The organism is Solilutibacter silvestris, from assembly GCF_002895945.1.
Taxonomy (GTDB): Bacteria; Pseudomonadota; Gammaproteobacteria; order Xanthomonadales; family Xanthomonadaceae; genus Solilutibacter; species Solilutibacter silvestris.
The window spans coordinates 1,527,716-1,552,628 of record NZ_NPZB01000001.1 but is presented as its reverse complement, the minus strand read 5'-3'; the positions used below and the strand labels follow the sequence as shown (position 1 = coordinate 1,552,628).

At 53.0% G+C, this 24,913-nt stretch carries 31 protein-coding genes; 24 read left to right on the top strand and 7 right to left on the bottom strand.

Annotation, left to right across the window (positions count from 1 at the left end; all coding sequences use genetic code 11):
* The first annotated feature begins 39 nt into the window (after window positions 1-39).
* From Lysil_RS07145 to Lysil_RS13490, 3 genes are read left to right on the top strand one after another with little or no spacing between them, the layout of a single operon-like run.
* On the top strand, window positions 40-471 hold the full coding sequence (locus Lysil_RS07145) for a hypothetical protein (protein WP_103074794.1): 432 nt from the start codon (window positions 40-42) through the stop codon (window positions 469-471).
* Window positions 465-809: a hypothetical protein gene (locus Lysil_RS07140; protein WP_103074793.1), complete on the top strand. Its 345-nt coding sequence runs from the start codon at window positions 465-467 to the stop codon at window positions 807-809. The genes Lysil_RS07145 and Lysil_RS07140 overlap by 7 nt, the downstream gene beginning before the upstream one ends.
* Before the next feature lie 42 nt (window positions 810-851).
* Entirely contained in the window at window positions 852-1,400 is a 549-nt protein-coding gene (locus Lysil_RS13490) for a hypothetical protein (protein WP_205756878.1), read from the top strand.
* Window positions 1,401-1,414: 14 nt separating this feature from the next.
* On the opposite strand, the gene Lysil_RS07130 is transcribed toward Lysil_RS13490, so the two are convergent.
* The 5 genes from Lysil_RS07130 to Lysil_RS07110 all read right to left on the bottom strand — a co-directional run bounded on the left by Lysil_RS07130 (window position 1,415) and on the right by Lysil_RS07110 (window position 7,880).
* Window positions 1,415-1,879, bottom strand: coding sequence for a hypothetical protein (locus tag Lysil_RS07130; RefSeq protein WP_103074792.1), 465 nt, complete (start codon window positions 1,877-1,879; stop codon window positions 1,415-1,417).
* Window positions 1,866-3,914 carry an amidohydrolase family protein gene (locus Lysil_RS07125; protein WP_103074791.1) on the bottom strand — a complete coding sequence of 683 codons (2,049 nt, stop codon included), beginning with the start codon at window positions 3,912-3,914 and terminating at the stop codon, window positions 1,866-1,868. The genes Lysil_RS07130 and Lysil_RS07125 overlap by 14 nt, the downstream gene beginning before the upstream one ends.
* On the bottom strand, window positions 3,914-5,602 hold the full coding sequence (locus tag Lysil_RS07120) for a ubiquitin-conjugating enzyme family protein (RefSeq protein WP_129588392.1): 1,689 nt from the start codon (window positions 5,600-5,602) through the stop codon (window positions 3,914-3,916). Before Lysil_RS07120 ends, Lysil_RS07125 begins: the two co-directional genes overlap by 1 nt.
* On the bottom strand, window positions 5,595-6,896 hold the full coding sequence (locus Lysil_RS07115; RefSeq protein WP_165782410.1) for a tyrosine-type recombinase/integrase: 1,302 nt from the start codon (window positions 6,894-6,896) through the stop codon (window positions 5,595-5,597). The genes Lysil_RS07120 and Lysil_RS07115 overlap by 8 nt, the downstream gene beginning before the upstream one ends.
* A gap of 90 nt (window positions 6,897-6,986) precedes the next feature.
* On the bottom strand, window positions 6,987-7,880 hold the full coding sequence (locus Lysil_RS07110) for an integron integrase (protein ID WP_240600338.1): 894 nt from the start codon (window positions 7,878-7,880) through the stop codon (window positions 6,987-6,989).
* Here Lysil_RS07110 and Lysil_RS13555 point away from each other — a divergent pair.
* The 16 genes from Lysil_RS13555 (at window position 7,794) to Lysil_RS07060 (ending at window position 20,275) form a co-directional block, all read left to right on the top strand.
* Window positions 7,794-7,973 carry a hypothetical protein gene (locus Lysil_RS13555; RefSeq protein WP_240600352.1) on the top strand — a complete coding sequence of 60 codons (180 nt, stop codon included), beginning with the start codon at window positions 7,794-7,796 and terminating at the stop codon, window positions 7,971-7,973. The two genes, Lysil_RS07110 and Lysil_RS13555, sit on opposite strands and share 87 nt — an antisense overlap.
* Window positions 7,974-9,345: 1,372 nt before the next feature.
* On the top strand, window positions 9,346-9,639 hold the full coding sequence (locus Lysil_RS07100; protein ID WP_129588388.1) for a hypothetical protein: 294 nt from the start codon (window positions 9,346-9,348) through the stop codon (window positions 9,637-9,639).
* Between the two features lie 124 nt (window positions 9,640-9,763).
* Window positions 9,764-10,297, top strand: a complete 534-nt coding sequence (locus tag Lysil_RS07095; protein WP_103074785.1) for a GNAT family N-acetyltransferase — start codon at window positions 9,764-9,766, stop codon at window positions 10,295-10,297.
* 920 nt (window positions 10,298-11,217) lie between these two features.
* A complete protein-coding gene (locus Lysil_RS13215; RefSeq protein ID WP_129588391.1) occupies window positions 11,218-11,631 on the top strand; it encodes a hypothetical protein in 414 nt (137 codons plus the stop codon).
* Window positions 11,632-11,745: 114 nt separating this feature from the next.
* A complete protein-coding gene (locus tag Lysil_RS07085; RefSeq protein WP_103074783.1) occupies window positions 11,746-12,528 on the top strand; it encodes a DUF2071 domain-containing protein in 783 nt (260 codons plus the stop codon).
* Between the two features lie 116 nt (window positions 12,529-12,644).
* Window positions 12,645-13,094: an EamA family transporter gene (locus Lysil_RS07080; protein ID WP_103074782.1), complete on the top strand. Its 450-nt coding sequence runs from the start codon at window positions 12,645-12,647 to the stop codon at window positions 13,092-13,094.
* A gap of 110 nt (window positions 13,095-13,204) precedes the next feature.
* On the top strand, window positions 13,205-13,894 hold the full coding sequence (locus tag Lysil_RS07075) for a hypothetical protein (RefSeq protein ID WP_103074781.1): 690 nt from the start codon (window positions 13,205-13,207) through the stop codon (window positions 13,892-13,894).
* Window positions 13,895-14,453: 559 nt separating this feature from the next.
* A complete protein-coding gene (locus Lysil_RS13210) occupies window positions 14,454-14,786 on the top strand; it encodes a hypothetical protein (RefSeq protein ID WP_129588390.1) in 333 nt (110 codons plus the stop codon).
* A gap of 123 nt (window positions 14,787-14,909) precedes the next feature.
* Window positions 14,910-15,515 carry a hypothetical protein gene (locus tag Lysil_RS13205; RefSeq protein ID WP_129588389.1) on the top strand — a complete coding sequence of 202 codons (606 nt, stop codon included), beginning with the start codon at window positions 14,910-14,912 and terminating at the stop codon, window positions 15,513-15,515.
* A 560-nt stretch (window positions 15,516-16,075) separates the two neighbouring features.
* On the top strand, window positions 16,076-16,369 hold the full coding sequence (locus Lysil_RS13200; protein WP_129588388.1) for a hypothetical protein: 294 nt from the start codon (window positions 16,076-16,078) through the stop codon (window positions 16,367-16,369).
* Window positions 16,370-16,426: 57 nt separating this feature from the next.
* Window positions 16,427-16,834, top strand: a complete 408-nt coding sequence (locus Lysil_RS13195; protein WP_129588387.1) for a hypothetical protein — start codon at window positions 16,427-16,429, stop codon at window positions 16,832-16,834.
* Between the two features lie 137 nt (window positions 16,835-16,971).
* A complete protein-coding gene (locus Lysil_RS13190) occupies window positions 16,972-17,310 on the top strand; it encodes a hypothetical protein (RefSeq protein ID WP_129588386.1) in 339 nt (112 codons plus the stop codon).
* A gap of 157 nt (window positions 17,311-17,467) precedes the next feature.
* Window positions 17,468-17,941: a nuclear transport factor 2 family protein gene (locus Lysil_RS07070; RefSeq protein WP_103074780.1), complete on the top strand. Its 474-nt coding sequence runs from the start codon at window positions 17,468-17,470 to the stop codon at window positions 17,939-17,941.
* Window positions 17,942-18,070: 129 nt separating this feature from the next.
* Window positions 18,071-18,508: a hypothetical protein gene (locus Lysil_RS13185; RefSeq protein ID WP_129588385.1), complete on the top strand. Its 438-nt coding sequence runs from the start codon at window positions 18,071-18,073 to the stop codon at window positions 18,506-18,508.
* Between the two features lie 564 nt (window positions 18,509-19,072).
* Window positions 19,073-19,381: a hypothetical protein gene (locus Lysil_RS13180; RefSeq protein WP_129588384.1), complete on the top strand. Its 309-nt coding sequence runs from the start codon at window positions 19,073-19,075 to the stop codon at window positions 19,379-19,381.
* A 489-nt stretch (window positions 19,382-19,870) separates the two neighbouring features.
* Entirely contained in the window at window positions 19,871-20,275 is a 405-nt protein-coding gene (locus tag Lysil_RS07060) for a VOC family protein (RefSeq protein WP_103074778.1), read from the top strand.
* A gap of 108 nt (window positions 20,276-20,383) precedes the next feature.
* Here Lysil_RS07060 and Lysil_RS07055 read toward each other — a convergent pair whose 3' ends face one another.
* Together Lysil_RS07055 and Lysil_RS07050 are read right to left on the bottom strand one after the other, a co-directional pair.
* Complete coding sequence (locus Lysil_RS07055) at window positions 20,384-20,638, bottom strand: Txe/YoeB family addiction module toxin (protein WP_103074777.1); 255 nt, start codon at window positions 20,636-20,638, stop codon at window positions 20,384-20,386.
* Entirely contained in the window at window positions 20,635-20,886 is a 252-nt protein-coding gene (locus Lysil_RS07050) for a type II toxin-antitoxin system Phd/YefM family antitoxin (protein WP_103074776.1), read from the bottom strand. The genes Lysil_RS07055 and Lysil_RS07050 overlap by 4 nt, the downstream gene beginning before the upstream one ends.
* A 186-nt stretch (window positions 20,887-21,072) precedes the next feature.
* Between Lysil_RS07050 and Lysil_RS07045 the strand changes: the two genes are divergently transcribed.
* From Lysil_RS07045 to Lysil_RS07025, 5 genes are all read left to right on the top strand, one after another.
* Window positions 21,073-21,783 carry an NYN domain-containing protein gene (locus Lysil_RS07045; protein WP_103074775.1) on the top strand — a complete coding sequence of 237 codons (711 nt, stop codon included), beginning with the start codon at window positions 21,073-21,075 and terminating at the stop codon, window positions 21,781-21,783.
* A 120-nt stretch (window positions 21,784-21,903) separates the two neighbouring features.
* On the top strand, window positions 21,904-22,557 hold the full coding sequence (locus Lysil_RS07040) for a haloacid dehalogenase-like hydrolase (protein WP_240600216.1): 654 nt from the start codon (window positions 21,904-21,906) through the stop codon (window positions 22,555-22,557).
* A 718-nt stretch (window positions 22,558-23,275) separates the two neighbouring features.
* Window positions 23,276-23,749, top strand: coding sequence for a GNAT family N-acetyltransferase (locus Lysil_RS07035; RefSeq protein WP_103074773.1), 474 nt, complete (start codon window positions 23,276-23,278; stop codon window positions 23,747-23,749).
* A gap of 123 nt (window positions 23,750-23,872) precedes the next feature.
* Window positions 23,873-24,346 carry a GNAT family N-acetyltransferase gene (locus Lysil_RS07030; RefSeq protein ID WP_103074772.1) on the top strand — a complete coding sequence of 158 codons (474 nt, stop codon included), beginning with the start codon at window positions 23,873-23,875 and terminating at the stop codon, window positions 24,344-24,346.
* A gap of 121 nt (window positions 24,347-24,467) precedes the next feature.
* The gene (locus Lysil_RS07025; protein WP_103074771.1) at window positions 24,468-24,845 is read left to right on the top strand and encodes a nuclear transport factor 2 family protein; all 378 of its coding nucleotides are present in this window, start codon (window positions 24,468-24,470) and stop codon (window positions 24,843-24,845) included.
* Window positions 24,846-24,913: the final 68 nt, after the last annotated feature.

Here is a 24,913-nt window from a genome sequence, read left to right as displayed (position 1 = left end):
GGTGCCTTCCTTGTCTGTTCCTCCTGCCGTCGCCGAGACATGGCCCTCTACCTCGTCAATCCCGGTGTGGATCTCACTCTAGAACTTTACATAGCCCCCGCTGTGGAGGAAGCCATTTGCATCCAGTGGGAACGGGTCAAGGACAAGGCCATCCGGCAGACCTTTGTCCGCAAGCTCGAGAAGCAGCTTGAGCGCCTGATAGTCGAATGTATGGACTGGGACCTGAAGGAGCCGACCCCAGCACAGGCGTCCTACGCTGCGCTCATCAGCAGGAAACTGGACGTATCAATACCGTCAGAGGCCGTGAAGTATCGATTTCACATGGCTTTGTTCATCGATACCTACAACGAGCAGTACCGGACGGAGATGTCCAAGCTTCCCACGCCAAACACCGTGGAAATCGAGAAAGCACAGGCGCTTGTTGCGGAGAAGTTGAAGGCCAGCCCCTCAAGCGACAATGACGCATGCTGACCCCGGCAATTCCCTGGCATCAAATGACCGGACGGGAGCAATTTGTCTGGGCTTCCTCTTACGCCTCCTTGGCAGGCGACCCTGTCAATGCGATCAGATGGGCGGACTGGGTAGTCCACCAGCTTCGCGAACTGGATATCGACAACGAGCGATATTCCGGGCCTGAATACGAAGCGGCACGACACGGGTCGGGATTGACGTTCGAGGAATTCCGCGCCTGGTATCCGGTTGCCTTGAAGATTGCCAAGAAAGGAATCGTCACACCGAACGAAATTACCGAGGCTGCATTTCAAACTGCATTCCAGACCTATCAGCGATGCTCCACCGATTTCTATTAAATCGGAGCGCCAAACCAGTGACCCAACGAAGTATTTTCACCTATGAAACTCAGTGACTTCGACATCGGCACGGAGTTCAAAACCAGTACTTGGCACCGTTGGCGCTGCACCGATGTCGGCCGTCGTACGATCCTGGCCATCGAGCTCGACCCAGATCTGGACGAAGCTTGGCTGGCTGGACCACCGTATGTCGTACAGGAAGTCGTGTTCGACGAGATAGAAATGGAACGGGCCTTCAGGTCGACCGACGAAGCCATCTCACAGAGCATGAAAGCACTCGATGACGAAGCTCATCCAGGTATCCCCGCTGATGCCGCCCGGCTCATGCTCAGAGCAGAACTTGAGAGTGCTTCACGCAAGTATCCACGGCGACGGCTGCTCCTAATCGACCGCGTAGATACCTCTGGAGAAATCCTGCATCCCTACGCAGCCGAGGAAGGAGCAGATGGTTGGATCATCCTGGTGTACTTGCCGTTCTCGCGGACGTTCAGCGCCCTGCCAGAGCGGGACTTCGTCCGCCTTCGAGCGGCAACGGAGGAAGATCTGAAAGAACGACGCGGCCGCCTTACGGCAAGCGGCTCCGAGTCCTGAATCTTCGGAAACTCCTATTTGACTCTGGGCTTAGCTCGTTTTGCGACACCGCGAATTGGCACTACTGTATCCGCTTCACCGAGTCGCGCCTTATAGTCCTGAAGCCGGCGATGCAGATCGAGGATTGATTCCTCCGCGATAACCAAGCGTGCCATGGCCTTGTCACGTTGCTTCGTCAACTCCTCAAGACGAGCTTTCAACTGGCGATTCTTATCCCGAGCACCCTTGATCAACGAGGCGCTCGAAGCGCGGGCGCGGGGAGCGTTGCCGTTGTCTTCAATCCACTTCTGGATCGCGCGTATCAGTCGCGGATACCGGCTCTTTCGCAGTGCGCTGGGATCGCGCCCCGCCTCTTTGGCGACATTGTTCTGGCTGACCGGCGTGCCACGAGGCAGCTGTGTAGGCTTATCGCGCTTCAGTCGTTCGAAGGCATCCTGGAATAATTTTTCAGCGTCACCAACGTACTCAGGCTGTGACATTCATGAACCTCTCAACTGCTTTGGCGCTACGCTCCAGCTGGGCCCGCAATGGCGTCTCCAGAGGCACATCAACCAAGCGCACCGCAATCGTCTTACCCAATTGCTCGACGCTGCCACGTTTGCGCTTGCTCAGGAGCGCATCTTTGCAGTCGGGGCAGTAAGCTATGTTGTCATGGCCACCATATGGGCAGCTATCAAGACGTGTGCAAATCCCGAACAACGTCTGCTTGACAGCAAGCTGGCCCTTCTTCGCGGCCTTCTGGATTTCATCGCCACTGCTAATTTCGAAGAATCGAAGAATCTCATTCTTGCGAGATGGGCCCAGTGGAGAGACGTACTCGGGCCCATTAAGCAAACCAAGTTCCAACGAAACAAGTTCATATTTAGTTGAGACGAGCTCCTGTGTGAACGCACGGTTGAGGCGAAGGCTTTGGAAGCCGTTGCGGTAGTAACCACTTTGATTGAGTGTGAGTTGCTTGAACTGGTACTGCTGAGCTTCCAGGCTCACTTGCGAAGCACCCATCATGACCGCGGACGTGCGCCGGTATTGATGACTAGTAAGATGCCATAGCTGCCCCTCGCCATAATGCTCAAGGTTCGCATTTGTGTTGAATCGACGGACGTAGGCTTCGTCATCCGCAGTGATGCACAGAGAATGGTCTTCAAACAGGCCAGGCACCCTATTCCTCCACCGGGAGATTTCATAGGAGGAAGGCCGCAAAGCGCTGGGGACCAGCTTTTTTGCATAACCGTTTCCGTTCGCCCAATTCTCGTAGGGGCGACATACCAGGTAGGGATTAGTCTTGTCCTCCAGTGTCAGGGGCACATCCCCATACTCAACCGCGATCGCAGTTCTCCATCGAGCGATGATGCTTAACGACTCCACCGCGAACTCAACTGTCGGTGCTGCCAACCAGCGCGCGTCGTCATCCTGCGTCGTCTTAGTAGTCTCGCCACTTAAAATATGGATATCGCCGAGCAATGAATCATGCTCGACGCTCAGGCAGTTACAGCGTAAGGACATAGCCTCACCGAAGCGCATGCCCGAAAAGCATTGGAGGTAGGCCGTTCCGACCAAACCAAGAGCATTGAAATATTGAGTTAGCATCTGAGGGGATGCCTGACTGCTATCGAGGTCATCCCATGTAGTCCCGGGTCGAAACAACCATCGACCTATAACACCACGAATGCCATGTCGCTCTGCGACATCTACGAACGAACCAATATATGTACAGCCACGAATTCGTCCGGCCTGCGCCGAACGACATGGGTTCCGGTTAGCGTAAGGCGTATCTCTGGCCGTGATCAGCGAACCAAAGTTGGACCGATAGGCGTCAATAAGTTCGTATAGCGCTGATTCGAATTGCGCTTTATGTTCTAGAAAATCTCGTAAGCATGCTTGCATTCGCCCGGCCTGATATGCCCAGATTCGCGGCGGAATGAATTCGGTCTGCTCCGTCACATGCGCCGGAATTAGCTCCATTAGACGAGCAATCTGCTCAGGATTTAGCAGGGTAAAGCCCAAATGGTCTCGTGCCTGCCACAACTCGTGGAGCAAGTATATGGTCGACCTTGAAGAGCCTGAAGGAATCGCTTGAGCCAGCGCTACGTCCATAGAATCAAAATAGCGCGAGAGGTCGCTGGCAACGATCGGTCGAGCACAGCTACTGCAGAACGCAAAAATACGTTTGAGATTCGTATGGTAGCTTGTTAGCGTCAAGACGCTGATGCCACGTCTCTCGCCAAACATGAACCACGCAACACAGCGCTTGAGAAGCTCACCGTTGGCGTCCGTCAAGTAGCGACCCTTGGGTCCCAAGTCGCTCAGGTCAGTGCCAAAATTCAAGGGCGCGGCACCGATCAGCCACTTATGATCTCTATAGCGACACACTGGTTTGCCTTGAAGATCGACGATGACAGGGAAATCATCGTTAGGCGGCAGCGTTTGAAGCTTGTAACACAGGCTTTCGGGGCCGATGTGGTCAACTTCCGGGCCTCTCAACAGGAAGATAAATTGCTGGGCGTTGGCGACCATCAGATGCCCTTCAAAATTGCGAAGGCCGCCGTGTAGTACGGATGGTAACGTCCTTCATTGACACGCAAACGTGCTTCATTCACCCACTCGGTACACTCCTTATCCATCTCGGACAACGCATCGAGCTTTTCTGCCGTTCGCTCGACAACGAGGGCCACCGGATGTCCCTCCATAAGACTCAGCGGCGTGCGATCCGCATTGAATTCAGCAAGTTTCAGGTGATGGAAGCTCGCCAAGCTCCATGCATGATCAAAGCTGCGTAGGTCCCGATTCTTGTCACAAAACAGGCATCCGCCCCCTCCCTCGCAATCAGGTTTAGGAGCTCCAACTGGCGAATCATCACGCAATTTTGGCTTTGCCTCTTGACACCCCCCTGGCCCGACCGCCGACACGAAGACCTCTGTGTCTCGCCAGAAGCTGACCAGCTCGCGGCTAGCACTCTGGTGATGAACCTCTTCATAGTTTTCCCGGAAGGTCCTTTCGGTGTTGCTTAGTAATTCGGCGGCAGCTTGGCGAGACACATTTCGCTTCATGAAGTTGCCAGCGGTCTTTCGCAGCTGCTGCGAGTGCACAAACGGCTGTCCGATCTCCTTTGCTAGTCTGCGCACCTCCGAAAATGCCCACCATGTCCTTTGCATGGCCTTATCGCCATCATCAAAGACGAAGGGAAAAGTTAAGCCATCCTGATCGTCAGGAAAGATGGCGGAACGCCACTTCAAATACGCTTCGAAGTGCGGGCGATAAGCCTTATGAATGCGCAGCTCGACAGCATGTTTAGCTCGACCTTTCCAGACATAAAGAACTAGATAATCGCCAGCACTTTGGTAACGATATTTGCTACCAGTAAGCTGTAAGGCTTGAGTGAGATTACCCCCCGTCTGATTAATAAAGATCAAAATCTCGGCTTCTATGCGAAGATTTATAAGCCTAGCACGCGCTCGGTTGGAATTATTTTTTGATCGACGATTACGGGCATCATGAGCTCTTTTTAGCCTTGCAGGGTCCTGGCGCTTCAAGCCATCTACGGGCTTAAGTTCATTTCCAATATGTACAAAGTACTCGACGCCAGAATCAAAATGCACGGCCACTGGGAGCGGGCCACGAATCACACTGACTGGCAGCTGCTGGGCAACCTGGAGCATTACCTGCACGAACGCTGCCGTTGTTTCAAGATTCTCCTTTGCCGTCTGGTTGCCGAGTCGCTTTGGTTGCCTTATGTTGGTTTTCCATTGAAGCTTATTCGCATCCACGCCTAATACTGGAGCGATGATTTTTGCAAGAGTATGTGAGTACGCGTACTTACTATCGCCGCTAAGGTCGTCGCGACGCCTAATGTGCGCGCAGTATGCGAGATAAAGACTCATGGCGTTCGACGGCGTCAGTAACAGCCTCGCCGATTCCGCAAATCCAACGAGGTACTTGAGCACCTTCCAATAGTTCGCGACACTCAGACGCCCCAAGTTTTTGGCAGTAATTTCCGCCTGCAAAATTTTATGAATCTCTTTTATTAAGGGCAAGCGCTCCAACTGTGGTTGCCCAAGATGGCCAGATTCAATGACCTTCTTGACATTACGCTTGTGCACCGATGGCATGCCCTTGTAGAGCAACCAGCGCAGATCAACCGGCTCCTCTTTAGGACCAAGCAATAGCCCTCGAAACGTCATATCAGGAATGACGTCATCAAGCACTCTGCTCTCTCTCTTTCTCGATGAAGGGCCCAAACATGGTCTTGGTAAACGCGTCCATCACTGCAGCGCGCACCTCCTCCCTCTCAACCCAGCGGATATAACGCTCCGTTGTTCTGTCATGCTTATGAGCGAGCATCCTCTTCAAAGTTGGCATGAATTGATGCAAATATCCGTTTGCCCGCGCGACTGTGGCCCACATCGTTGCGAAAGTCGCCCGTGACCAGTGAAAGGTGAAGTCGTTAATGTTCAGGCCCTCCTCTCGAGCCAACCGCTTCAGCCGGGACATTTCCGCGTTGACAGTTGGGCTGCGATCAGATCCAACGGCACCGTATGGATTGCCATACTTTGTGAGAAATAGCAGGTGCTTATGTTCAGGCTTGGCCAAGGCCGCCCGCTTCCCTCTCGTGACACTGATGCTGTAGTCCGATAGTTCTTCAAGCAGCCGCGTCGGCACCACGATCCCATTGCTGCTCTGATCCAGCTTCATCTGCACTTGCGGGTTCGCCTGTGGCCCTACGCTGATGTGCTTGAGCGCATCACAATTCAAAATTGTCGTTGCATTTTCGATGGTTTGAATCTTGAGGTCGCACACTGTCCCGAGGCGAAGCCCACTCCAAAACCCCAGGGAAAGCATCAAGAACATTTCATGACTGCAGCGGCGATGGGCCAGATCTAAGATCGCGTCACGGACTTCAAGTGAAACTGGCTGCAGCCCTTCTTCCAGCTGCGCTTCGCCAACGCGCTTGGCTGCTTTTATATCTAGGCTGGTCTGCACTGCCTCTACGTGACGGCGGAATCCGAAAGCATCTTCGTAGGCGATGCGCACGTTACGTTCTGACCACAAAGGGAATCCAGGACTCAGAATTTCAACTTTGAGGAGCCAGCGATAGAACGCTTTAAGCGTTGACATGCGGCGACTGGCAAGGGTGGGTGCAATGACACCCTTCTCGTGACTGTCAACAAGATGACCTCGATACAAATTTAATGGGCGCTGATCGTCCAGCGGCGGGCATTGCCACCACTGCATACCGGATTGCTCCAACCAGCCCGCATACGCCAAGAGATCCTTTCCATTGGCCCCAATGGTGTCTTCACTTAGTTTTCCGCTTAGCAATAGACGTGTGCGGGCCAAAAGCCAAAGATTTGCTTCGCTCCAGAACTCGCCGCTGTCCCACAGCAACTGTGGTACTCGCTCAGCGGCCGCGTGCAGTTTCATCCGCGTTCGCGGATCAACGACCTCTTGTGGGACAAACCGAATGACGCAGTCTTCAACGACACTGCGCTCCAGCGGCATGTGGATGTACTCAAGTCGAGCCATTCAGACGAGTCCCAGCCCCTCGATGTCCATACATCAACACACATGAGGGTGAACGTCAATACCACGCTACCTGCCGGTAGTGTAGATCTGGGTGGTTGCGACATCCTTGTGACCGAGCAATTCCTGCACCGTGCGGATATCGTGCCCGGCTTCCAGCAGATGGGTGGCGAATGAATGTCGCAAGGTGTGGCAGGTCGCCGGTTTCAGAATCCCGGCCTTGGCGCGTGCCGTCTTGACCGCGCGTTGCAACACCGCTTCGTCGATATGGTGGCGGCGGGTGACACCGCCGTTCGGATCGTCCGAAATCTTCGATGCCGGAAACACATACTGCCAGCCGAAGTCGAGCTCGGCGTTGATATATTTGCGCGCGAGTGCCGCGGGCATCCAGACGCGTCCCAGCCCACGCGCGATATCGTGCTGGTGCAACAGGCGGGTCCGTTCGATGGCGGCATGCAGATGTTCGATCAATCGGCGCGGCAACGGCACGCGCCGATCCCTGGCCCCCTTTCCATCGCGAACGATGATCTCGTTGCGCTCGAAATCGACATCCTTGACGCGCAAACGCACGCACTCCATCAACCGCATGCCGGTGCCATACAACAGTGCCGCCATCAGCCACGACTGCCCGTCCATCATCGCCAACATGCGACGCACTTCATCTGGCGACAACACCACCGGGATGCGGCGTGAATGCTTGGCACGCACCACGTTGTCCATCCACGGCAGATCGGTCCGCAACACCTCGCGATAGAGGAACAGCAGCGCCGACAACGCCTGATTTTGCGTCCCGGCCGAGACCCGCCCGGAATTGGCCAGCATGCTGAGGAAATTCTCGACCTCGCGCTCGCCCAGTTGGCGCGGGTGACGCATCCCATGCGCGAAGATGAAGCGACGAATCCAGCCAAGATAAGCCTGCTCCGTGCGGCGACTGTAATTGAGCCGCCGGATGCGCTGGCTGATTGCCTCGAACAGCTTCGGCTGGAAAGCGACGGCCTCGTGCTGCAGCGCAGCGAGGTCGGTTCGCTTGCCGCCGACGATTTCGGGCGTGGGTGAGCGAGTGTCGTGGCGGTCATGATCGCCATGGAGCGTGCGTCGATCCTCCTGCCCTTCCCGATCGTCTACCGGATCATGGATGAGCAGTGGAACTGACGGGAAAAACCATTGCCAGACTTGTGTTACACCCTCACTTAGCATCTGTAATCACCTGTTACAGCGGCGACACGCCATATATTTGGGAGAGTGGGGGCTGCATGCTTGTCTCGCTATCGGATAAGCTGTTGGCATTGGGTGGGTTTTGTCTGAGGGGCCCGATTGAGGTCCCGGCTACACCCGCAGTTTTGAATCCAATAGAGTGTTAGGCCTCGAACTCACACTCTGGTGTCCGTCAATCATGCGCATAATTCAGCTCGTCCGCAGACACTTTCCAGCACAGCGAATAGTCATTTGCGCGCTGGCCGGCCTTCTTATTTTCTACCACACTTACACTCTCCTCGACTTGTATTTTGGCTCAGGCACCGACTTGTACGATGGGGGGAGCAGAAACACACACCCTCTATTTGAGAACGCGCAATCCATACTTCGCGTGATAATTATTTTTAGCCTAATCCTTGTGGTCTTGAATAAGCGATTTGGCCTGTATGGAATGTGGATCGCAATTTCATCGCTGATAGCGACGCACTACTGGGCATTCTTCTTCGATTTCCCATTCCATTTCTTGGATGGCAGACACCCGCTTTCATATCTAAAGGGATTTATTATTCCCACCGTGATTACGCTTTTGTACTTGTCTATGAATTCTCAGAGAAATGCTCGGAATTCAAGTGCAGCTAGCGAGGCCTAACAATTCATTCAAGCCGACGCCGCTTCGCGGCGCGGCTTAATTCAGGCGTTAGGGCCCAGATCGTAGTTCTCGTTCTCGCAATAGCAATGGAAGGAGCGAATCAATGAACGCATCGACTTCTATAAGGCTGGTAGCTGCGGCATGCCTCTCTTTTTACCTGAGTAGCTGTTCTATTTTCGAGGTTGAACAGCGACCTCCAGGATCAAAGTTCTATACTACTTGTACCGGCAGTCCATATAGCTGCGACAGCTATGCCTACAAAAGCTGCGGAGCTAAAGCAACGCTTCTGGACTATTCAGTCATAGGCACATCGCCCGCCTCCGATTCGGACATGAGCAGATCCCATCAGTCCCGACCCAAATCGGAAAAGAAGTACGCACCTGCAGAAACGAGATACTCAGTGCACTACAAGTGCCCAGATGACGTCCATTTCGCAAAATAGCGTGACAGTTTAAGCAAAGCAACCTGGGCCCTAACCAATCGTTCAAGCCGACGCCGCTTCGTGGCACGGTTTTGGGCTTTGCGCTACGCTAGCCCAAAACCGCACCACTCTCGGCGCGGCTTAACTCTAGTGTTAGGTGTCACATGAACAATATTTCGCAAACTGGAAAGCCGTCACGCGTAAGCCAGGCTTTATCTGCCCTAATCATCATGGTTGGCGTTCTGGATATGGTCGATTGGTTTCGTTCAGGCATGAAGGAAATCCATTTACTCCTTTTCGGTGTGGGAGCTTTGCTTACTGGACTTGGCTATCTCTGGAGCTTCTCAAAAAACGAACCATGGACCAAGCGCATGAGCTCTCGATTTATGTTTACAGTATCCGTTTTGGGTGCCCTCTTACTGCTGAGCGCGCTGATATATCGTCTATACGGCATGTGACACCTAACTAATCGTTCAAGCCGACACCGCTTCGCGGCGTCGGATCGGCGCCGTGGTATGTTGCACCAATCCGTCGCCGCAAAGCGCTGCGGCTTAACTCAGGTGTTAGGTATTGAGACGGAACATGTTCGCCGAAGCAAACATCAGACGTGCTACCTTAGGGGACGAAGCCGCGCTTTCCATTATTGGTCAGGCGACCTTTCTGGAAACCTTTGCTGGCATTCTTGCTGGACAGGCAATCGTGGCGCACTGCGGAAAAGCGCATTCCGTAGAACAATACCGGCTCTGGTTAAGCGACTCCCATTACGCCCTTTGGCTCATCGAAATCGAGCCGGGAGAAGCTCCAGTAGGGTTCGTGATGGTTTCGCCACCGGATCTTCCCGGCGCTAACCCCTTTGGTGATCTAGAGCTCAAACGGATCTATCTCATGAGCAAATTTCAAGGCAGCGGCCTAGGAAGGCGCCTCATTGAGACAGCTGTTTCATATGCTCAGGCTCATGGCGCCGAGCGCTTACTCCTCGGTGTTTATGCCGAAAACGAAAAGGCACTTTCTTTCTATACCCGCTCTGGTTTCGAACAGATTGGAACCCGGTCATTTAACGTCGGCGGAGTCGATTATGACGACAAGGTCTTGGCTAAAAGCTCAACACCTAACTAATCGTTCAAGCCGACACCGCTTCGTGGCACGGTTTTGGGCTTTGCGCTACGCTAGCCCAAAACCGCACCACTCTCGGCGCGGCTTAACTCAGGTGTTAGATGTTCCCGAAGCAAATAATCGCGATTCCGTCATGGCAGTTCACACTAAAGCGAGTCGCGCTTTGGTTATGGGTTCTCACGTTCGCCTTCGGCATTCTTTCAATTCTGGCAAGATACAAAGCTTCGCCTGTGTTTGAGGCATTCTTCACAGGCGGAATGTGGTTCTTCGGTGTTTCTTTTGTCATTTCAGTTGCAATTATGATGCTCGGAATATTCTTAACCTTAATTGGGTTAATCAAAAACCGGCGGGACATCTAACTATTCGTTCAAGCCGACACCGCTTCGTGGCTTGCCAGCGTGGTACGCTCACGCTACCACGCCGTCCGCGCCACTGCGCGTTGCGGCTTAACTCAGGTGTTATGCCTCAGCTTTCGCAGGTTTGTGTTGGGCTCTTGGCGCAAGCGGCACGTTTCTCGCTCCTGCTCCAAAAGCTCGTGGCCGGTAGTTCGCTTTGGTCAGATCCAATGCGCGCAGCACCGCTCTGCGGTTCAAGCCTTCGGCTGGTTGCGCCTTAGGCTTCCAACGGCCACCAAGGGCGCGGTAACGGGTCAATCCCCAGTAGCATCTTCGCCCGCGCTGTCGCCTTGGTGGCTTTTGATCGTCCTTGCCTCGGGACCATACTCCGGCTGGGCTGCGCGCTCTGACTGTCCTGGCTTCGGTCACAAGGGTGCTTCGACCACTTTGGCGACCTGACCTGCTGTTGCATAACTATTCGTTCAAGTCGACGCCGCTTCGTGGCGCCGTCTTTTGTGGTAGCGTCTACCACAACGCGGCGCCACTACGCGTCGCAACTTAACTCAGGTGTTAGGCCCAAGGGAAGTCATGCACAAATCCGTATTGATCGCTGCTCTTCTCGTGACTGGCTGCACAAGCCAGCAAGCTCCTGCCGAGGATCGCTGGCACCAGCTAGCCGCCGAATCCGATCGACTCACGGCGACTTTTCGTGGAAAGTTCTGGGAGCATGAGATGCTTCCTATTCACAACGAATTCTGGCCAAAAATCTTCGCTGCTTGTGCGCCTCAGGCCAAGACAGCGGGCATTACAAACTTCAAGGCAGTCGCAGTCATCAATAAAGATGGCGTGGTGACAGAATACCTTCCTAGTTCAAATTCTCCGGCACTGAAGTGCTTTTCGGAGCAAATGGTTGGCCGAAAGTATCCGACGCCACCAGAATCGCCTTTCTACGAGGTTTACACCATCAATCTTGAGACAAGTAACCAAGCAGGGCCTAACTAGTCGTTCAAGCCGACGCCGCTTCGTGGCACTGTTTTGGGCTTTACGCTACGCTAGCCCAAAACCGCACCACTCTCGGCGCGGCTTAACTCTGGTGTTAGACCTATTTATCAGACTATGCAGCAGCCCCTAAAATTCTCGGAATTCTTGCATGATCGCCCTGCTCCAAGCGGGATCGATGTTCATTGCAAGCTCCAGCACTTTGCGATTATCACCTACGCATTTGATCCTTCTCGATTTTCTGGAGTAATGCCTGATCGATTCCGACTAGACACCGTTCACATCAATGGTTCTGAAAAAGCATTGATCTCGGTTGTTCCATTCGTTGACGTTGATTTCACCTCAGCCGTCTTCCCCTTCCCAAAGTTCAGAATGGGCCAAACCAACTATCGAATCTACATCGTTGATACTCTGACTGGCGAAAGGTGTGTTTGGTTCATAGGAACGACTCTCGATTCTTGGACACGAATCCTTCCTCATCGCTTCTGGAAACTCCCTTGGTATCCTGGCCACGTACGTTTTGAATGCCAGCAGCGAGAAGACGGTTCCTATGCCAAGTACTCCATGAAGACGGTTGCAACTTGGGGCCCAGCTTCGGTAGAACTGACTAGTGGTGGGGAAATCCTGCTGCCCGGATTCCCGGACATTGAAACCGGCCTAGTATTTTTGACTCATCCATTGCGCGGCTACTATCACCGGCTAGATGGAGAGCTTGGCACTTATCGCGTCTGGCATAAGCAACTAGAAGTAGCACCTGCTCATCTAAAGCATGCGGAGTTTGGGCTTTTGGATCGACTTGGATTGGTCACCCTGCAAGAACAGCAACACCCATACAGCGTTCTCATCGAACCTATCAATGAGTTCACAATCTACCTTCCTCCAAAAGTCATCCGGAAATAGGTCTAACTAATCGTTCAAGCCGACGCCGCTTCGTGGCACGGTTTCGGGCTTTACGCTACGCTAGCCCAAAACCGCACCACTCTCGGCGCGGCTTAACTCAGGTGTTAGGTCCCGCTATGACGCTTCCTACCGGTTGGATTCTCTGGGCGCTCCTGTCAGCCTGCTTCGCAGCACTCACTGCCATCTTTGCCAAAATTGGCATTCGGGGCGTCGACTCAGATCTAGCAACACTCATTCGAACGTTTATCATCATTCTCGTGCTTGCCCCTTTCGTGTGGCTGACCGGGAAATGGAGCAATCCGCTATCACTTTCTGGGAAAACTCTTTTGTTTCTGGCGTTGTCGGCACTTGCTACGGGCGCATCTTGGGTCTGCTATTTCCGCGCCTTGCAGATCGGCCAAGCATCTCAGGTAGCCCCTATCGATAAGCTCAGCGTCGTATTGGTTGCAATATTCGCATTTGCGTTCCTAAAGGAGCGTCCATCCGCCCAAGAGTGGGCTGGAATCGCCATGGTTGCAGGTGGCGTCCTCCTACTCGCTTTGCACAAAACACCGGGCGGGACCTAACTAATCGTTCAAGCCGACACCGCTTCGTGGCTTGCCAGCGTGGTACGCTCACGCTACCACGCCGTCCGCGCCACTGCACGTTGCGGCTTAACTCAGGTGTTAGACCACAGATGAACAATCCCGCGCCCGTACCGCATCCCGGCTATGTAAACGCTCATCCATACATCGAGCCCGTCTCGAGACTCTTCACTGAGCTCGGCGCGCAGGACGCTTGCCTGCAAATGCAGGAGCTCGCAATCGTTCATTTGGAGAAAAGCGCGCAAGCCATGAACGCGCAGATGAACGACTACTTGAAGCTTCTGTATATCAGTAACAACATCCCACGTGGGACTTATAGCTTCGACGAGATGCGAGAAAAGATCTACGCTTCGTTCGTGTCTTTGACGTACACCATGTTCGAGAAGTGCATTAAGCAGTGCAACTGGCTCTATCAGCAGAAAATCCCACTCAACACATGGAAAACAACGTTACAAGGTGGGGTTGCGTTACATCCCTTAGATCAGCTCACCTATAACACAAGCACGGAGCAGAAGCTGGCGCTAACTGCACCGCCCGAGCACAAACTGCTTGAGTACTACAGGCGCGTGCGAATCGCATCCGTTCATCTAGATGACGAGACTAGGCAAGCTGCAGAGCGAGCTTTCGCAGACTTAACGCCTACGGACCATCAGCATTTCCAATCCTATGCTCACATCTATGGGGCACCAAATCCGCCTGGCATGTTGAGCTTTCAAGACTTCAAGCTCTACACGCGCGCGATCAAGTACTACATCAACGTTGTAAACGACATGTGCTCATAGCCTTGTGGTCTAACAATTCGTTCAAGCCGAGACCGCTTCGCGGCTCGGCTGCATGGTGACGTGTACCACTCCGCCGTTCCGCGCAGTGGTCCGGCTTAACTCAGGTGTTATGCGGCACCGGAACAAGACTCTAGGCACTGCTTTTGTTTGTCGGCCGTCAGGAAAAGCCGACCTTTGCCTTGGAAAGCCTGAATCGCAAAGGGCAGCTTTCCCAAGTGACTGAATGCTCGACGACATGCTAGAAAAGCGCTGCAGGGATCGCGCAGCAGATGCTCGCATCTGCACGCGGCCCCAAAGCGCTTTTCCGGCCGTGTCTGCTGGCGCTTTTTGCCAGCGGGCATGGCGCCAGGCGCGTCAGCGCCGCCGTGGCATGGCGTCGGTGCAACCCAAGCAATGACCAGAAGCTTATGCTCAGCATGGTCGCCGGTGTCGCATAACTAGTCGTTCAAGCCGACACTGCTTCGTGGCTTGTCTGCGTGGTACGCTGACGCTACCACGCCGCCCGCGCCACTGCGCATTGCGGCTTAACTCTGGTGTTAGATTTCACATGGAGGCATCAATGCGTCGTCTTATTTCTTCCAGCATCTTGATCTTGACTCTTGCTTCTTGTGCTTCAACAGGGTCGCAAGCACAAAACAACAACAACCAATTATCGCCTGCGTTGGACGGAAGTAGCACGGGGAAAGCGATCATTATTAACGCAAAAAACGAATCTGAAGGCGTTCCGATGGAATACCAGTGGATTTCGGCTCGCTACCCAGGATTTAAGCGCGGCGGCCAATCACTTTTGATGTCTGGTGGAAAGAGTTACGACAAAATTGACATCACGACAGCGGATGGGCAAAAGAAGTCTCTTTATTTTGACATCACAAGTTTCTTCGGGAAGCTGTGAAATCTAACTATTCGTTCAAGCCGACGCCGCTTCGTGGCACGGTTTTGGGCTTTACGCTACGCTAGCCCAAAACCGCACCACTCTCGGCGCGGCTTAACTCTGGTGTTAGCCATATTTTTGGGGGTGATGATGCAACCGGAACCAAACTATCTCAGAACGTATTACATATTGCCTAAGACGTATAAAGCCTCCCAACAAGGCAGAACGTACGTTCTTGCTGCAATGGCATTAATTTTTATCTTACTTATTTCTCTTATGGTGTCCGTTTCATCGAAGGGAGGATCCATTTTCATTCTGGCACTTGGGCCAATTATCATTGGAGCTGCAGGAATTTTTATCTACAAAATTCCACCATATGGCGGCATCACTCTAGAAAGAGATAGAGTGATAATTCTGGGCAAAGAACAAAATATCGAGATACCAGCCCAGAACATACAAGGCTACGATTTGTCTTACATCTCTACAGGCAAGGGTGGGCTTTACAGCATCTCGTTAGTATATGTTTCTGCAAATGAATCATTCCCTATAAAAACGCAATTTGGGCTGAGCACCGACTGGTATCAGGATACAAAGTTTCTCGGCTGGATCAGATCAATGAATAATTTTGGATCTTCAAAAATAGAAGGCGCTATTTTAGACGCCAAAATAACTAGAAAATCACGCCCAATACTTTTAGTTTTCATAATTTTGTTTGTGGCTTATATGATGCGCATGCTGTTCAACAAATAATTCAATAAAAAATATGCCTAACTAATCGTTCAAGCCGACCCCGCTTCGCGGCGTCGCTTTAGCGTTTGGGAAGTGATACGCTAAATCGCCGCCGAAAATCGGGGCGGCTTAACTCAGGTGTTATGCGGCACCGGAACAAGACTCTAGGCACTGCTTTTGTTTGTCGGCCGTCAGGAAAAGCCGACCTTTGCCTTGGAAAGCCTGAATCGCAAAGGGCAGCTTTCCCAAGTGACTGAATGCTCGACGACATGCTAGAAAAGCGCTGCAGGGATCGCGCAGCAGATGCTCGCATCTGCACGCGGCCCCAAAGCGCTTTTCCGGCCGTGTCTGCTGGCGCTTTTTGCCAGCGGGCATGGCGCCAGGCGCGTCAGCGCCGCCGTGGCATGGCGTCGGTGCAACCCAAGCAATGACCAGAAGCTTATGCTCAGCATGGTCGCCGGTGTCGCATAACTAGTCGTTCAAGCCGACACTGCTTCGTGGCTTGTCTGCGTGGTACGCTGACGCTACCACGCCGCCCGCGCCACTGCGCATTGCGGCTTAACTCTGGTGTTAGGTGTCACATGAACAATATTTCGCAAACTGGAAAGCCGTCACGCGTAAGCCAGGCTTTATCTGCCCTAATCATCATGGTTGGCGTTCTGGATATGGTCGATTGGTTTCGTTCAGGTATGAAGGAAATCCATTTACTCCTTTTCGGTGTGGGAGCTTTGCTTACTGGACTTGGCTATCTCTGGAGCTTCTCAAAAAACGAACCATGGACCAAGCGCATGAGCTCTCGATTTATGTTTACAGTATCCGTTTTGGGTGCCCTCTTACTGCTGAGCGCGCTGATATATCGTCTATATGGCATGTGACACCTAACTAATCGTTCAAGCCGACACCGCTTCGCGGCGTCGGATCGGCGCCGTGGTATGTTGCACCAATCCGTCGCCGCAAAGCGCTGCGGCTTAACTCAGGTGTTAGACCTGCCTATGGAAGACCTTTCGCTACTCCAAAAGCTAGATCAAGATCTGGGCGATGGCTCAGAGGTTTATATCCATCCATCGGAAGATGAATCTCAGAAATTAACCGATATAAGACAGCACATTCTCGACTCCGCCTGCGAGCCATTTGAAATGACCGCCACAGTTATGGCTCCAGGATTCCCTGACTTGGCTATTGGGAATCAAATTAAAGCGATATGCCTCGCCCACGATCGTGGCTATTGGTTGGGATGGGATGAACCGGGTAAAAGATACGTGTGTTTTTGGGGCGACAATCCGGGAAGCCTCGGCGCTCATGGCGTTTTTGGCTCGGCCATGTATTGCTGGACAGCCTGAGCGGCAGGTCTATCTAATCGTTCAAGCCGACACCGCTTCGTGGCACGGTTTTGGGCTTTGCGCTACGCTAGCCCAAAACCGCACCACTCTCGGCGCGGCTTAACTCAGGTGTTAGGCCAATTTATGGAATATCTCGAATGTTCTCAGAAAAGCGCTGGCTAGCAGTTCAACTCGTGGGAAAGGCCAAAACCTTCGCCCTCATTTCATTTGTCTTCCTAGTTCTTCTTCTATTTTTCCTTATTGACTCGCCAAGAGGCAATCTTGCTTCCTATCCGGGTACAGTTCAAAGCGTTGGACTAGCTATTGTGAAGGGCAATGCTCAAGGCGTTACGATTCAACTAGATGACGGCCGTGTCGTTTCAACAGTTGCTGGCAGCGCCTCGGCCATTTTTAGTCCTGGCGATCGCGTTATCGTCAACGAACAAAAACATCTCATGCTCTGGCCCGACTACACCATAGAAGACAAGCATCGGTAAATTAGCCTAACTAATCGTTCAAGCCGACACCGCTTCGTGGCTTGTCTGCGTGGTACGCTGACGCTACCACGCCGCCCGCGCCACTGCGCATTGCGGCTTAACTCTGGTGTTAGGCACTTTTGTCCAGCTTCACGCTACTCGATCAGGAGCATATGCCATGGCTGAAACGCCACGACCGCCCTTCCCTCCCTTCGATCTCGAAGGAGCGACGAAAAAGGTCCGTTTAGCCGAAGATGCCTGGAATACGCGTGATCCAGAGCGTGTGTCTCTTGCCTATACCCCAGATACCACGTGGCGCAACCGTTCGGAATTCGTCGCGGGACGTGAAGCTGTTGTCCAATTCCTGATCCGCAAATGGAGCAAAGAATTGGACTATCGGCTCATTAAGGAACTTTGGGCATTCCGAGACAATCGAATCGCCGTCAGATTTGCCTATGAATGGCACGACGATGCAGGAAACTGGTTTCGCTCCTATGGCAACGAGAACTGGGAATTTAACGAGCATGGCTTCATGCACCGGCGCATCGCCAGCATCAACGACCTGCCAATTTTGGAAACTGACCGGAAGTATCATTGGCCATTGGGACGCCGTCCAGATGACCACCCGGGGCTCAGTGAATTGGGTCTGTAAAGCGCCTAACTAGCCGTTCAAGCCGACGCCGCTTCGTGGCACGGTTTTGGGCTTTGCGCTACGCTAGCCCAAAACCGCACCACTCTCGGCGCGGCTTAACTCTGGTGTTAGACCACAAGGGGAGTCACAATGCGCCGTGCCGGCAAAGCGATACTTTTAACATTAATAGTTAGCTCCTCAGCCAGTGCTCAAGAACAGCCCAGAGACCTCACATCTTCACCATCTGCGTCATCAGCCGTCTTAACTTGCCTTCCCCAAGATCATGGATTTCCACGACAGAAATTTTTTATCAAGCAGGTTGATGGAAAGAACACAAGAGGGTGGCGCGCGATGGCCACCTCTGTTCGGATAGATGCTGTGCCGCATAAGATAGAAGTCATGTACTACCACATCGGCAACACGCGCTACATGACATTCGACTTCAAGCCTGAACCTGGTGGGGAATATCAGTGCATTGGCAATACGGACAATGGCGCCACGCTCCAAATTAAAAACACAAAAACTGGTGAAGTACTTATAAAAAAAGAGCCAGAAGGTGGTTGTTGGGGAGCTTGGTGCGTGAACTAGCCTTGTGGTCTAACTAATCGTTCAAGCCGACACTGCTTCGTGGCTTGTCTGCGTGGTGCGCTGACGCTACCACGCCGCCAGCGCCACTGCGCATTGCGGCTTAACTCAGGTGTTATGCGGCACCGGAACGAGAATTCTAGGCACTGCATTTGTTGGTCGACCGTCAGGAAAAGCCGACCTTTGCCTGAAAAGCCTGAATCGCAAAGGGCAGCTTTCCCAAGTGACTGAATGCTCGACGACATGCTAGAAAAGCGCTGCAGGGATCGCGCAGCAGATGCTCGCATCTGTCGCGCGGCCCCAAAGCGCTTTTCCGACCGTGTCCGCTGGCGTTTTTTGCCAGTGGGCATGGCGCCAGGCGCGTCAGCGCCGCCGTGGCATGGCGTCGATGCAACCAAAGGAACGACCAGAAACTTATGCTCAGCATGGTCGCCGGTGTCGCATAACTAGTCGTTCAAGCCGACACTGCTTCGTGGCTTGTCTGCGTGGTACGCTGACGCTACCACGCCGCCCGCGCCACTGCGCATTGCGGCTTAACTCTGGTGTTAGGCTTTAAGAGGAGGACTTATGGCTCTCACAAAAGAGCAAGGAATTGCTGCCATAGATGCCTTGGCTGATGAAAACAAAAAGCAGCGCACCAAATTTGATCTCTTGGCTCGTCGAAGAGAGCTCATTAATCCACCAATGCGTTGGAGATTAACCTATTTCTGTTTTCTCCTAGCGGTGTTCTGCAGCTTTCTGCTCTTTTTCCGTAAAGGCATCGCTTTTTTCATAGTGATTTTTATGATGTCCCTTGCGATTTTCTTCGGCGCATGGCAAAAGCGGATTGGACCTGAATTGCGCGAAATTGAAGCCCAGCTAAAGCAGTTCACTTAACGCCTAACTAATCGTTCAAGCCGACGCCGCTTCGTGGCACGGTTTTAGGCTTTCCGCTACGCTAGCCCAAAACCGCACCACTCTCGGCGCGGCTTAACTCTGGTGTTAGCCTGTCAGCCAGCAACATCTTTGCTGGTGTTGAAAAAGCCAAGAGCAGTGCTTTCACCGCACTCCTACTCGAGGGACCTTCCGTCCGCCTGCTTTTCGCTTCGGGTCACCTCGCGGCAAAAAGTCATGTACTTCTTAGTTCAAGCTCTCCTGTACCAGTTGCGCGCCGCAGGCTACCGTCCGGCCTTCGCTCGGAAGGAATTCAAGGCAACTTGGGGTAAAGGCGGGCAACCCGCTGTCGCTTCTCAACCCCAGCGGGGCTCAGGCTAACTGCTCATTCAAGCCGACCCAGCTTCGTGGCGCCGTCTGCGTGCTTACGCTACGCTAGCACGCGACCGTCGCCCCTCTCTGGGCGGCTTAATTCGGGTGTTAGGCCTCACCATGGCAGATCTTGGACTGACCCACATAGCACTTCCAGTTCGCTCTCTTGAAGCGAGCATCGCTTTTTATCGCCTTTATGCGTCCATGGATGTTGTCCACCGCCGCACCGGAACTGTTTGGTTATGCGACCACACCAGACCGTTTGTTATCGTGCTTATTGAAACACCCTTGAATACACCAATCTATCCTTTGGTACCGACGGCTCATCTAGGAGTAGCAGTCGAATCTGAACACGAGGTCGATCGTTTATGTGCCATTGCTTTGGACAATAGGTGCTTATTACGTTCCGCAGAGCAATCTGGCCCACCGGTCGGATATTGGGCGCTTATCAGTGACCCTGATGGTCATACCTTGGAAATTGCGTTTGGCCAATATGTTGGTCTCATAGTCGCTGGTGTGGCCTAACTAATCGTTCAAGCCGACGCAGCTTCGTGGCACGGTTTTGGGCTTTGCGCTACGCTAGCCCAAAACCGCACCACTCTCGGCGCGGCTTAACTCTGGTGTTAGGTTCCGTCAGTAGTGATATCGCAACTGGGCAATGAGCACAGAGTCATCCGTAGCCTTGTAGACAATCCGGTGCTCATCATTGATTCGGCGCGACCAGTAACCTGCCAAGGCATGCTTTAGCGGCTCAGGCTTTCCCGTTCCCGTGTGCGGCGTTCTAGTGATTTCTTTGATCAAACCGTTGATCCGCTGCAGTAGCTTCTTATCGGTCTTTTGCCAGTACTGGTAGTCTTCCCACGCCTGCTCAGAGAACACGAGCTTCACGCAGCCAAGCTCCGCGCTTTGCCCTTCCCTGACTCGAGTTCGGAAATACTCTCGATCAAACGGCGCATGTTCTTGGGGCTACGAAGCAGATAGGAGGTTTCCTCGAGCGCCTTGAAATCGTCCAACGACATCATCACGACAGCCTGATCACCATTCCTGGTGATGATGATCGGCTCATGGTCATCGCAAACGCGATCCATGGTGTCAGCCAGGTTGGCTCGGGCGGTGCTGTAGGTAATGGCATCCATGGGCGGCTCCTTATGTACCAATAATTGTACAACATCGGACCGTCCGTGTCAAGGCCCGGCACCTAACTAATCGTTCAAGCCGACGCCGCTTCGTGGCACGGTTTTGGGCTTTGCGCTACGCTAGCCCAAAACCGCACCACTCTCGGCGCGGCTTAACTCTGGTGTTAGGTTTTTTGAAGGAGCTTCATGGAAGGTCAAAAGCTTGCAGTTCTCATTGATGCTGATAATGCGCAGGCATCAATCTCCGAAGAACTATTGGTCGAAGTTTCCCGCTATGGGGTTGCTACGGTACGACGTGCATATGGGGATTGGACTAAGCAGAATTTGTCTGGCTGGAAACAAGTACTTTTGGATCTTGCCATTCAGCCCGTCCAACAATTTAGTTACACCACGGGCAAGAACGCCACGGACTCTGCGTTGATCATTGACGCAATGGACCTTCTTCACACTGGCGATGTAAATGGCTTTTGCATTGTCTCATCCGATAGCGACTTCACACGTTTAGCAACACGCCTACGGGAAGCCGGCCATACTGTCTATGGCTTTGGCGAACAAAAGACTCCGAAGCCATTTGTCGCAGCCTGCGACAAGTTCATTTACACAGAAATTCTTCGCCCAGAGCCTTCCACTCCTGCCCAGACGACCAAAAGTCAGCCAAAACTTAAAAAACTTCTGCTGACCGCCGTGGATGGTGCAGCCCGAGAGGACGGCTGGGCTGTCCTTGCCGCTGTAGGCTCATTACTAATGCAGGCCGATCCATCATTCGATGCCCGCGTGTACGGGCATAAGAAGTTAGGTGACCTTGTAAAAAGCCAGAACTATTTAGAAGTTAAAGCCCATGCAACATCAGAAGGTGCTCCCACACAGCAGGTTTTTGTTCGTCGCAGCAAAACCTAACTAATCGTTCAAGCCGACACCGCTTCGTGGCTTGCCGGCGTGGTACGCTCACGCTACCACGCCGTCCGCACCACTGCGCGTTGCGGCTTAACTCAGGTGTTAGGCAGATGGAGGAAGTTCTTGATCGTCCTCTTTGACTTCGATCAAACCCTTACCAAATGGGATACGGCAGACAGATTCTTTAGATGGCTCCTCAAAAGAGAAGCCTGGAGAATGGCTGCGGTGGTTATATCGCTTCCATTTGTTGGACCCTTGCTTGTATTCCCGAAAACCAGGAAATGGCCGCTTCGGTACGGAATTTGGCTGGCCACTTTGGGCAGAACCCCCAGCGACATAAAGCATCTTGCATCCGAGCATGTTGAAACTCTCTTCCAAGACGGCGCAAGCCCCTTCTACAGCGACGCATTAGCAAAACTTCGGGCTCATCTTAACCAAGGCGACCAAGTCGTTGTTGCCACTGGCTGCTTAGTTGATCTAGCATCCTCATTCCTGAAAAAGGCAGGACTCGACTCAGTTCCGCTTGTGGCCTCAACCATGCGGCCACACTTTGGCGGCATGGCCCGTGACAAGCATTGTTTCAGTCACAACAAGATCCCCATGCTGACTGAACGCGGCTTTCCGCCTCCATGGGCAGTGACCTATACGGACCACCACTGCGACATTCCGGTCTTGCTGGCCGCTGAAAGCAGGTTCCTTGTCAACCCAACGGAGAAAAGCCTGAAGCGCATTCAAGGCGCTATTGGCAATGATTTCACGGTTCTGAATTGGAAATAGCGGCCATCTGCCTAACTATTCGTTCAAGTTGACGCCGCTTCGTGGCATCCTGCCCGTGCTTACGCTACGCTAGCACGAGCCGGCGCCACTGCGCTGCGCAACTTAACTCAGGTGTTAGACGTATGGAGAGACACATATGCGACTTGTAATCGTGGCCTTGACCTTGCTTCTTGCCGGCTGTAGTGGACACAGCTCCAACACGGAAGCATTTGCATCTCAGTCACGCCAAACCACCAACGATGCTGCCGCTGACTTGGTTCACAACTTCCAGATGGGTCGTAATTTAGAAGGCATCGCCAATAGAACTGCGGCCGCAACTCATACCTATGGCATGGCTGGACCGGTGAAGGTGACTGCCGAAATCCATCGGTTGGTTCCACAATATCAAGCCCAGTGGGATGCTGCCCTGGCAAAAGCATATGCTGCACATCTGTCACAGGCAGAGTTGCTATCTCTATCGGAGCAAGGCCGTTCATCCCCTACTTTGCGAAGCTTCAACAAGTTCAAGGAGCCGTGTCTGATGACATGCACACGGCCGCCACTCCCATAGTGGAAGCTTTGGTAACTGAAGCTCTCGCCAATGCAATGCGTTAAAGCCACACGTCTAACTAATCGTTCAAGCCGACGCCGCTTCGTGGCACGGTTTTGGGCTTTGCGCTACGCTAGCCCAAAAACCGCACCACTCTCGGCGCGGCTTAACTCTGGTGTTAGGTCTCGTATGAATAAAATCGTAGTCCGTGAAGTCAGGAGCGACGACTTCTCGCAATGGCTGCAACTGTGGACTGGGTACAACGCGTTCTACGGACGTTCCGGTACAACTGCTCTCCCCCACGAAATCACGAATACTACCTGGCAGAGGATTTTTGACCCAGCCGAACCAGTCCATGCCCTAGTGGCCGAGACTAATGGCAAAATTGTCGGGCTGGCCCATTATCTGTTCCATCGCAGCACGATTCAGATCCAGCCTACGTGCTACCTGCAGGATCTTTTCACTGAACCACAAGCTCGCGGCTTGGGAATTGGGCAGAAATTGATATTTTCTGTTTATGACCTCGCAAAATCCGCTGGGTCACCTCGGGTTTATTGGCAAACACATGAAACCAATGCAACCGCCATGCGGCTATACGACAAGATCGCGGAGCGTTCCGGGTTTATCGTTTATCGCAAAATACTTGATTCGTCCGAGACCTAACTAATCGTTCAAGCCGACACCGCTTCGTGGCTTGCCAGCGTGGTACGCTCACGCTACCACGCCGTCCGCGCCACTGCGCGTTGCGGCTTAACTCAGGTGTTAGCCTGCTTTTTGGTCACTTCGATGCTCTCGATCATGCTATTGGAAATGACCGAGGATCTCAGAAGAATATTCCGAGAATCCCCAAACAAGCTTGGGGAAAAACTAGAACTATCCGTTCCCGATGGTTGGCCGGAATTTCCTGATGCCCTCACTAGTCCGCACATTCCTGGCTGGCCGATCTTCCTTTTCTTAGATCATGACAAAAAGGCCATTCTTGGAAGTGGCGGATTCCTTTCCGCCCCTGACCACAAGAGCGAGGTTCAAGTTGGGTATGAGGTCGCCCCTGCTTACCGAGGTCAAGGAATCGCCACGGCCGCGATGAAGACCGTCCTCTCCACACGCAGTGATGCCTGCCCAATTGCCGTCACAAGTGTAGAAAGCGGCCCATCGGTCTCTGTGCTTCGCAATCTCAATTTTTCCGGCATTGGTACCCATAATCTTCCGAACGGGACCAAAGTCTGGATGTGGGCAAGGCTTCAAGGCACAGCAGGCTAACTAATCGTTCAAGCCGACACCGCTTCGTGGCTTGCCAGCGTGGTACGCTCACGCTACCACGCCGTCCGCGCCACTGCGCGTTGCGGCTTAACTCAGGTGTTAGCCTGCACGGAGCAACATCATGGCGATTCAAGGCAACGCTGATAAAGCCACTGATTTTCTAACCAAATGTGCCGCTGGCCAAGTCAGGAAAGCCTATGATGAATACGTATCTGACGACTTCCGGCACCACAATACGTATTTCCCAAGCGACCGGGAATCCCTGCTTCGCGGGATGGAAGAAAGCGCCAAGTCCGAGCCCAACAAGTCCTTTGTGGTCAAGCAAACCATAGAATCTGCTGACCGAGTCGCGGTCTATTCTCATCTACGCCGTGAAAATGTCGACATCGACATTGCTGTCGTCCATATCCTGCGATTTGAGAATGGCAAGATTGTTGAGATGTGGGACGTGGGCCAGCAAATTCCGAAGGATTCGCCAAACAAGCTCGGAATGTTCTAGTCCGTTCAGGCTAACTAATCGTTCAAGCCGACACCGCTTCGTGGCTTGCCAGCGTGGTACGCTCACGC

What these genes read in the sequence shown, in the direction of transcription:
- Lysil_RS07145 (WP_103074794.1), top strand. Translation starts at nt 40, where the DNA reads ATGGCCCTCTACCTCGTCAATCCCGGTGTGGATCTCACTCTAGAACTT.
- Lysil_RS07140 (WP_103074793.1), top strand. Translation starts at nt 465, where the DNA reads ATGCTGACCCCGGCAATTCCCTGGCATCAAATGACCGGACGGGAGCAA.
- Lysil_RS13490 (WP_205756878.1), top strand. Translation starts at nt 852, where the DNA reads ATGAAACTCAGTGACTTCGACATCGGCACGGAGTTCAAAACCAGTACT.
- Lysil_RS07130 (WP_103074792.1), bottom strand. Translation starts at nt 1,879, where the DNA reads ATGTCACAGCCTGAGTACGTTGGTGACGCTGAAAAATTATTCCAGGAT.
- Lysil_RS07125 (WP_103074791.1), bottom strand. Translation starts at nt 3,914, where the DNA reads ATGGTCGCCAACGCCCAGCAATTTATCTTCCTGTTGAGAGGCCCGGAA.
- Lysil_RS07115 (WP_165782410.1), bottom strand. Translation starts at nt 6,896, where the DNA reads ATGCCGCTGGAGCGCAGTGTCGTTGAAGACTGCGTCATTCGGTTTGTC.
- Lysil_RS13555 (WP_240600352.1), top strand. Translation starts at nt 7,794, where the DNA reads ATGCGCGAAGATGAAGCGACGAATCCAGCCAAGATAAGCCTGCTCCGT.
- Lysil_RS07100 (WP_129588388.1), top strand. Translation starts at nt 9,346, where the DNA reads ATGAACAATATTTCGCAAACTGGAAAGCCGTCACGCGTAAGCCAGGCT.
- Lysil_RS07095 (WP_103074785.1), top strand. Translation starts at nt 9,764, where the DNA reads ATGTTCGCCGAAGCAAACATCAGACGTGCTACCTTAGGGGACGAAGCC.
- Lysil_RS13215 (WP_129588391.1), top strand. Translation starts at nt 11,218, where the DNA reads ATGCACAAATCCGTATTGATCGCTGCTCTTCTCGTGACTGGCTGCACA.
- Lysil_RS07085 (WP_103074783.1), top strand. Translation starts at nt 11,746, where the DNA reads ATGCAGCAGCCCCTAAAATTCTCGGAATTCTTGCATGATCGCCCTGCT.
- Lysil_RS07080 (WP_103074782.1), top strand. Translation starts at nt 12,645, where the DNA reads ATGACGCTTCCTACCGGTTGGATTCTCTGGGCGCTCCTGTCAGCCTGC.
- Lysil_RS07075 (WP_103074781.1), top strand. Translation starts at nt 13,205, where the DNA reads ATGAACAATCCCGCGCCCGTACCGCATCCCGGCTATGTAAACGCTCAT.
- Lysil_RS13210 (WP_129588390.1), top strand. Translation starts at nt 14,454, where the DNA reads ATGCGTCGTCTTATTTCTTCCAGCATCTTGATCTTGACTCTTGCTTCT.
- Lysil_RS13200 (WP_129588388.1), top strand. Translation starts at nt 16,076, where the DNA reads ATGAACAATATTTCGCAAACTGGAAAGCCGTCACGCGTAAGCCAGGCT.
- Lysil_RS13195 (WP_129588387.1), top strand. Translation starts at nt 16,427, where the DNA reads ATGTTGCACCAATCCGTCGCCGCAAAGCGCTGCGGCTTAACTCAGGTG.
- Lysil_RS13190 (WP_129588386.1), top strand. Translation starts at nt 16,972, where the DNA reads ATGTTCTCAGAAAAGCGCTGGCTAGCAGTTCAACTCGTGGGAAAGGCC.
- Lysil_RS07070 (WP_103074780.1), top strand. Translation starts at nt 17,468, where the DNA reads ATGGCTGAAACGCCACGACCGCCCTTCCCTCCCTTCGATCTCGAAGGA.
- Lysil_RS13185 (WP_129588385.1), top strand. Translation starts at nt 18,071, where the DNA reads ATGCGCCGTGCCGGCAAAGCGATACTTTTAACATTAATAGTTAGCTCC.
- Lysil_RS13180 (WP_129588384.1), top strand. Translation starts at nt 19,073, where the DNA reads ATGGCTCTCACAAAAGAGCAAGGAATTGCTGCCATAGATGCCTTGGCT.
- Lysil_RS07060 (WP_103074778.1), top strand. Translation starts at nt 19,871, where the DNA reads ATGGCAGATCTTGGACTGACCCACATAGCACTTCCAGTTCGCTCTCTT.
- Lysil_RS07050 (WP_103074776.1), bottom strand. Translation starts at nt 20,886, where the DNA reads ATGGATGCCATTACCTACAGCACCGCCCGAGCCAACCTGGCTGACACC.
- Lysil_RS07045 (WP_103074775.1), top strand. Translation starts at nt 21,073, where the DNA reads ATGGAAGGTCAAAAGCTTGCAGTTCTCATTGATGCTGATAATGCGCAG.
- Lysil_RS07035 (WP_103074773.1), top strand. Translation starts at nt 23,276, where the DNA reads ATGAATAAAATCGTAGTCCGTGAAGTCAGGAGCGACGACTTCTCGCAA.
- Lysil_RS07030 (WP_103074772.1), top strand. Translation starts at nt 23,873, where the DNA reads ATGCTCTCGATCATGCTATTGGAAATGACCGAGGATCTCAGAAGAATA.
- Lysil_RS07025 (WP_103074771.1), top strand. Translation starts at nt 24,468, where the DNA reads ATGGCGATTCAAGGCAACGCTGATAAAGCCACTGATTTTCTAACCAAA.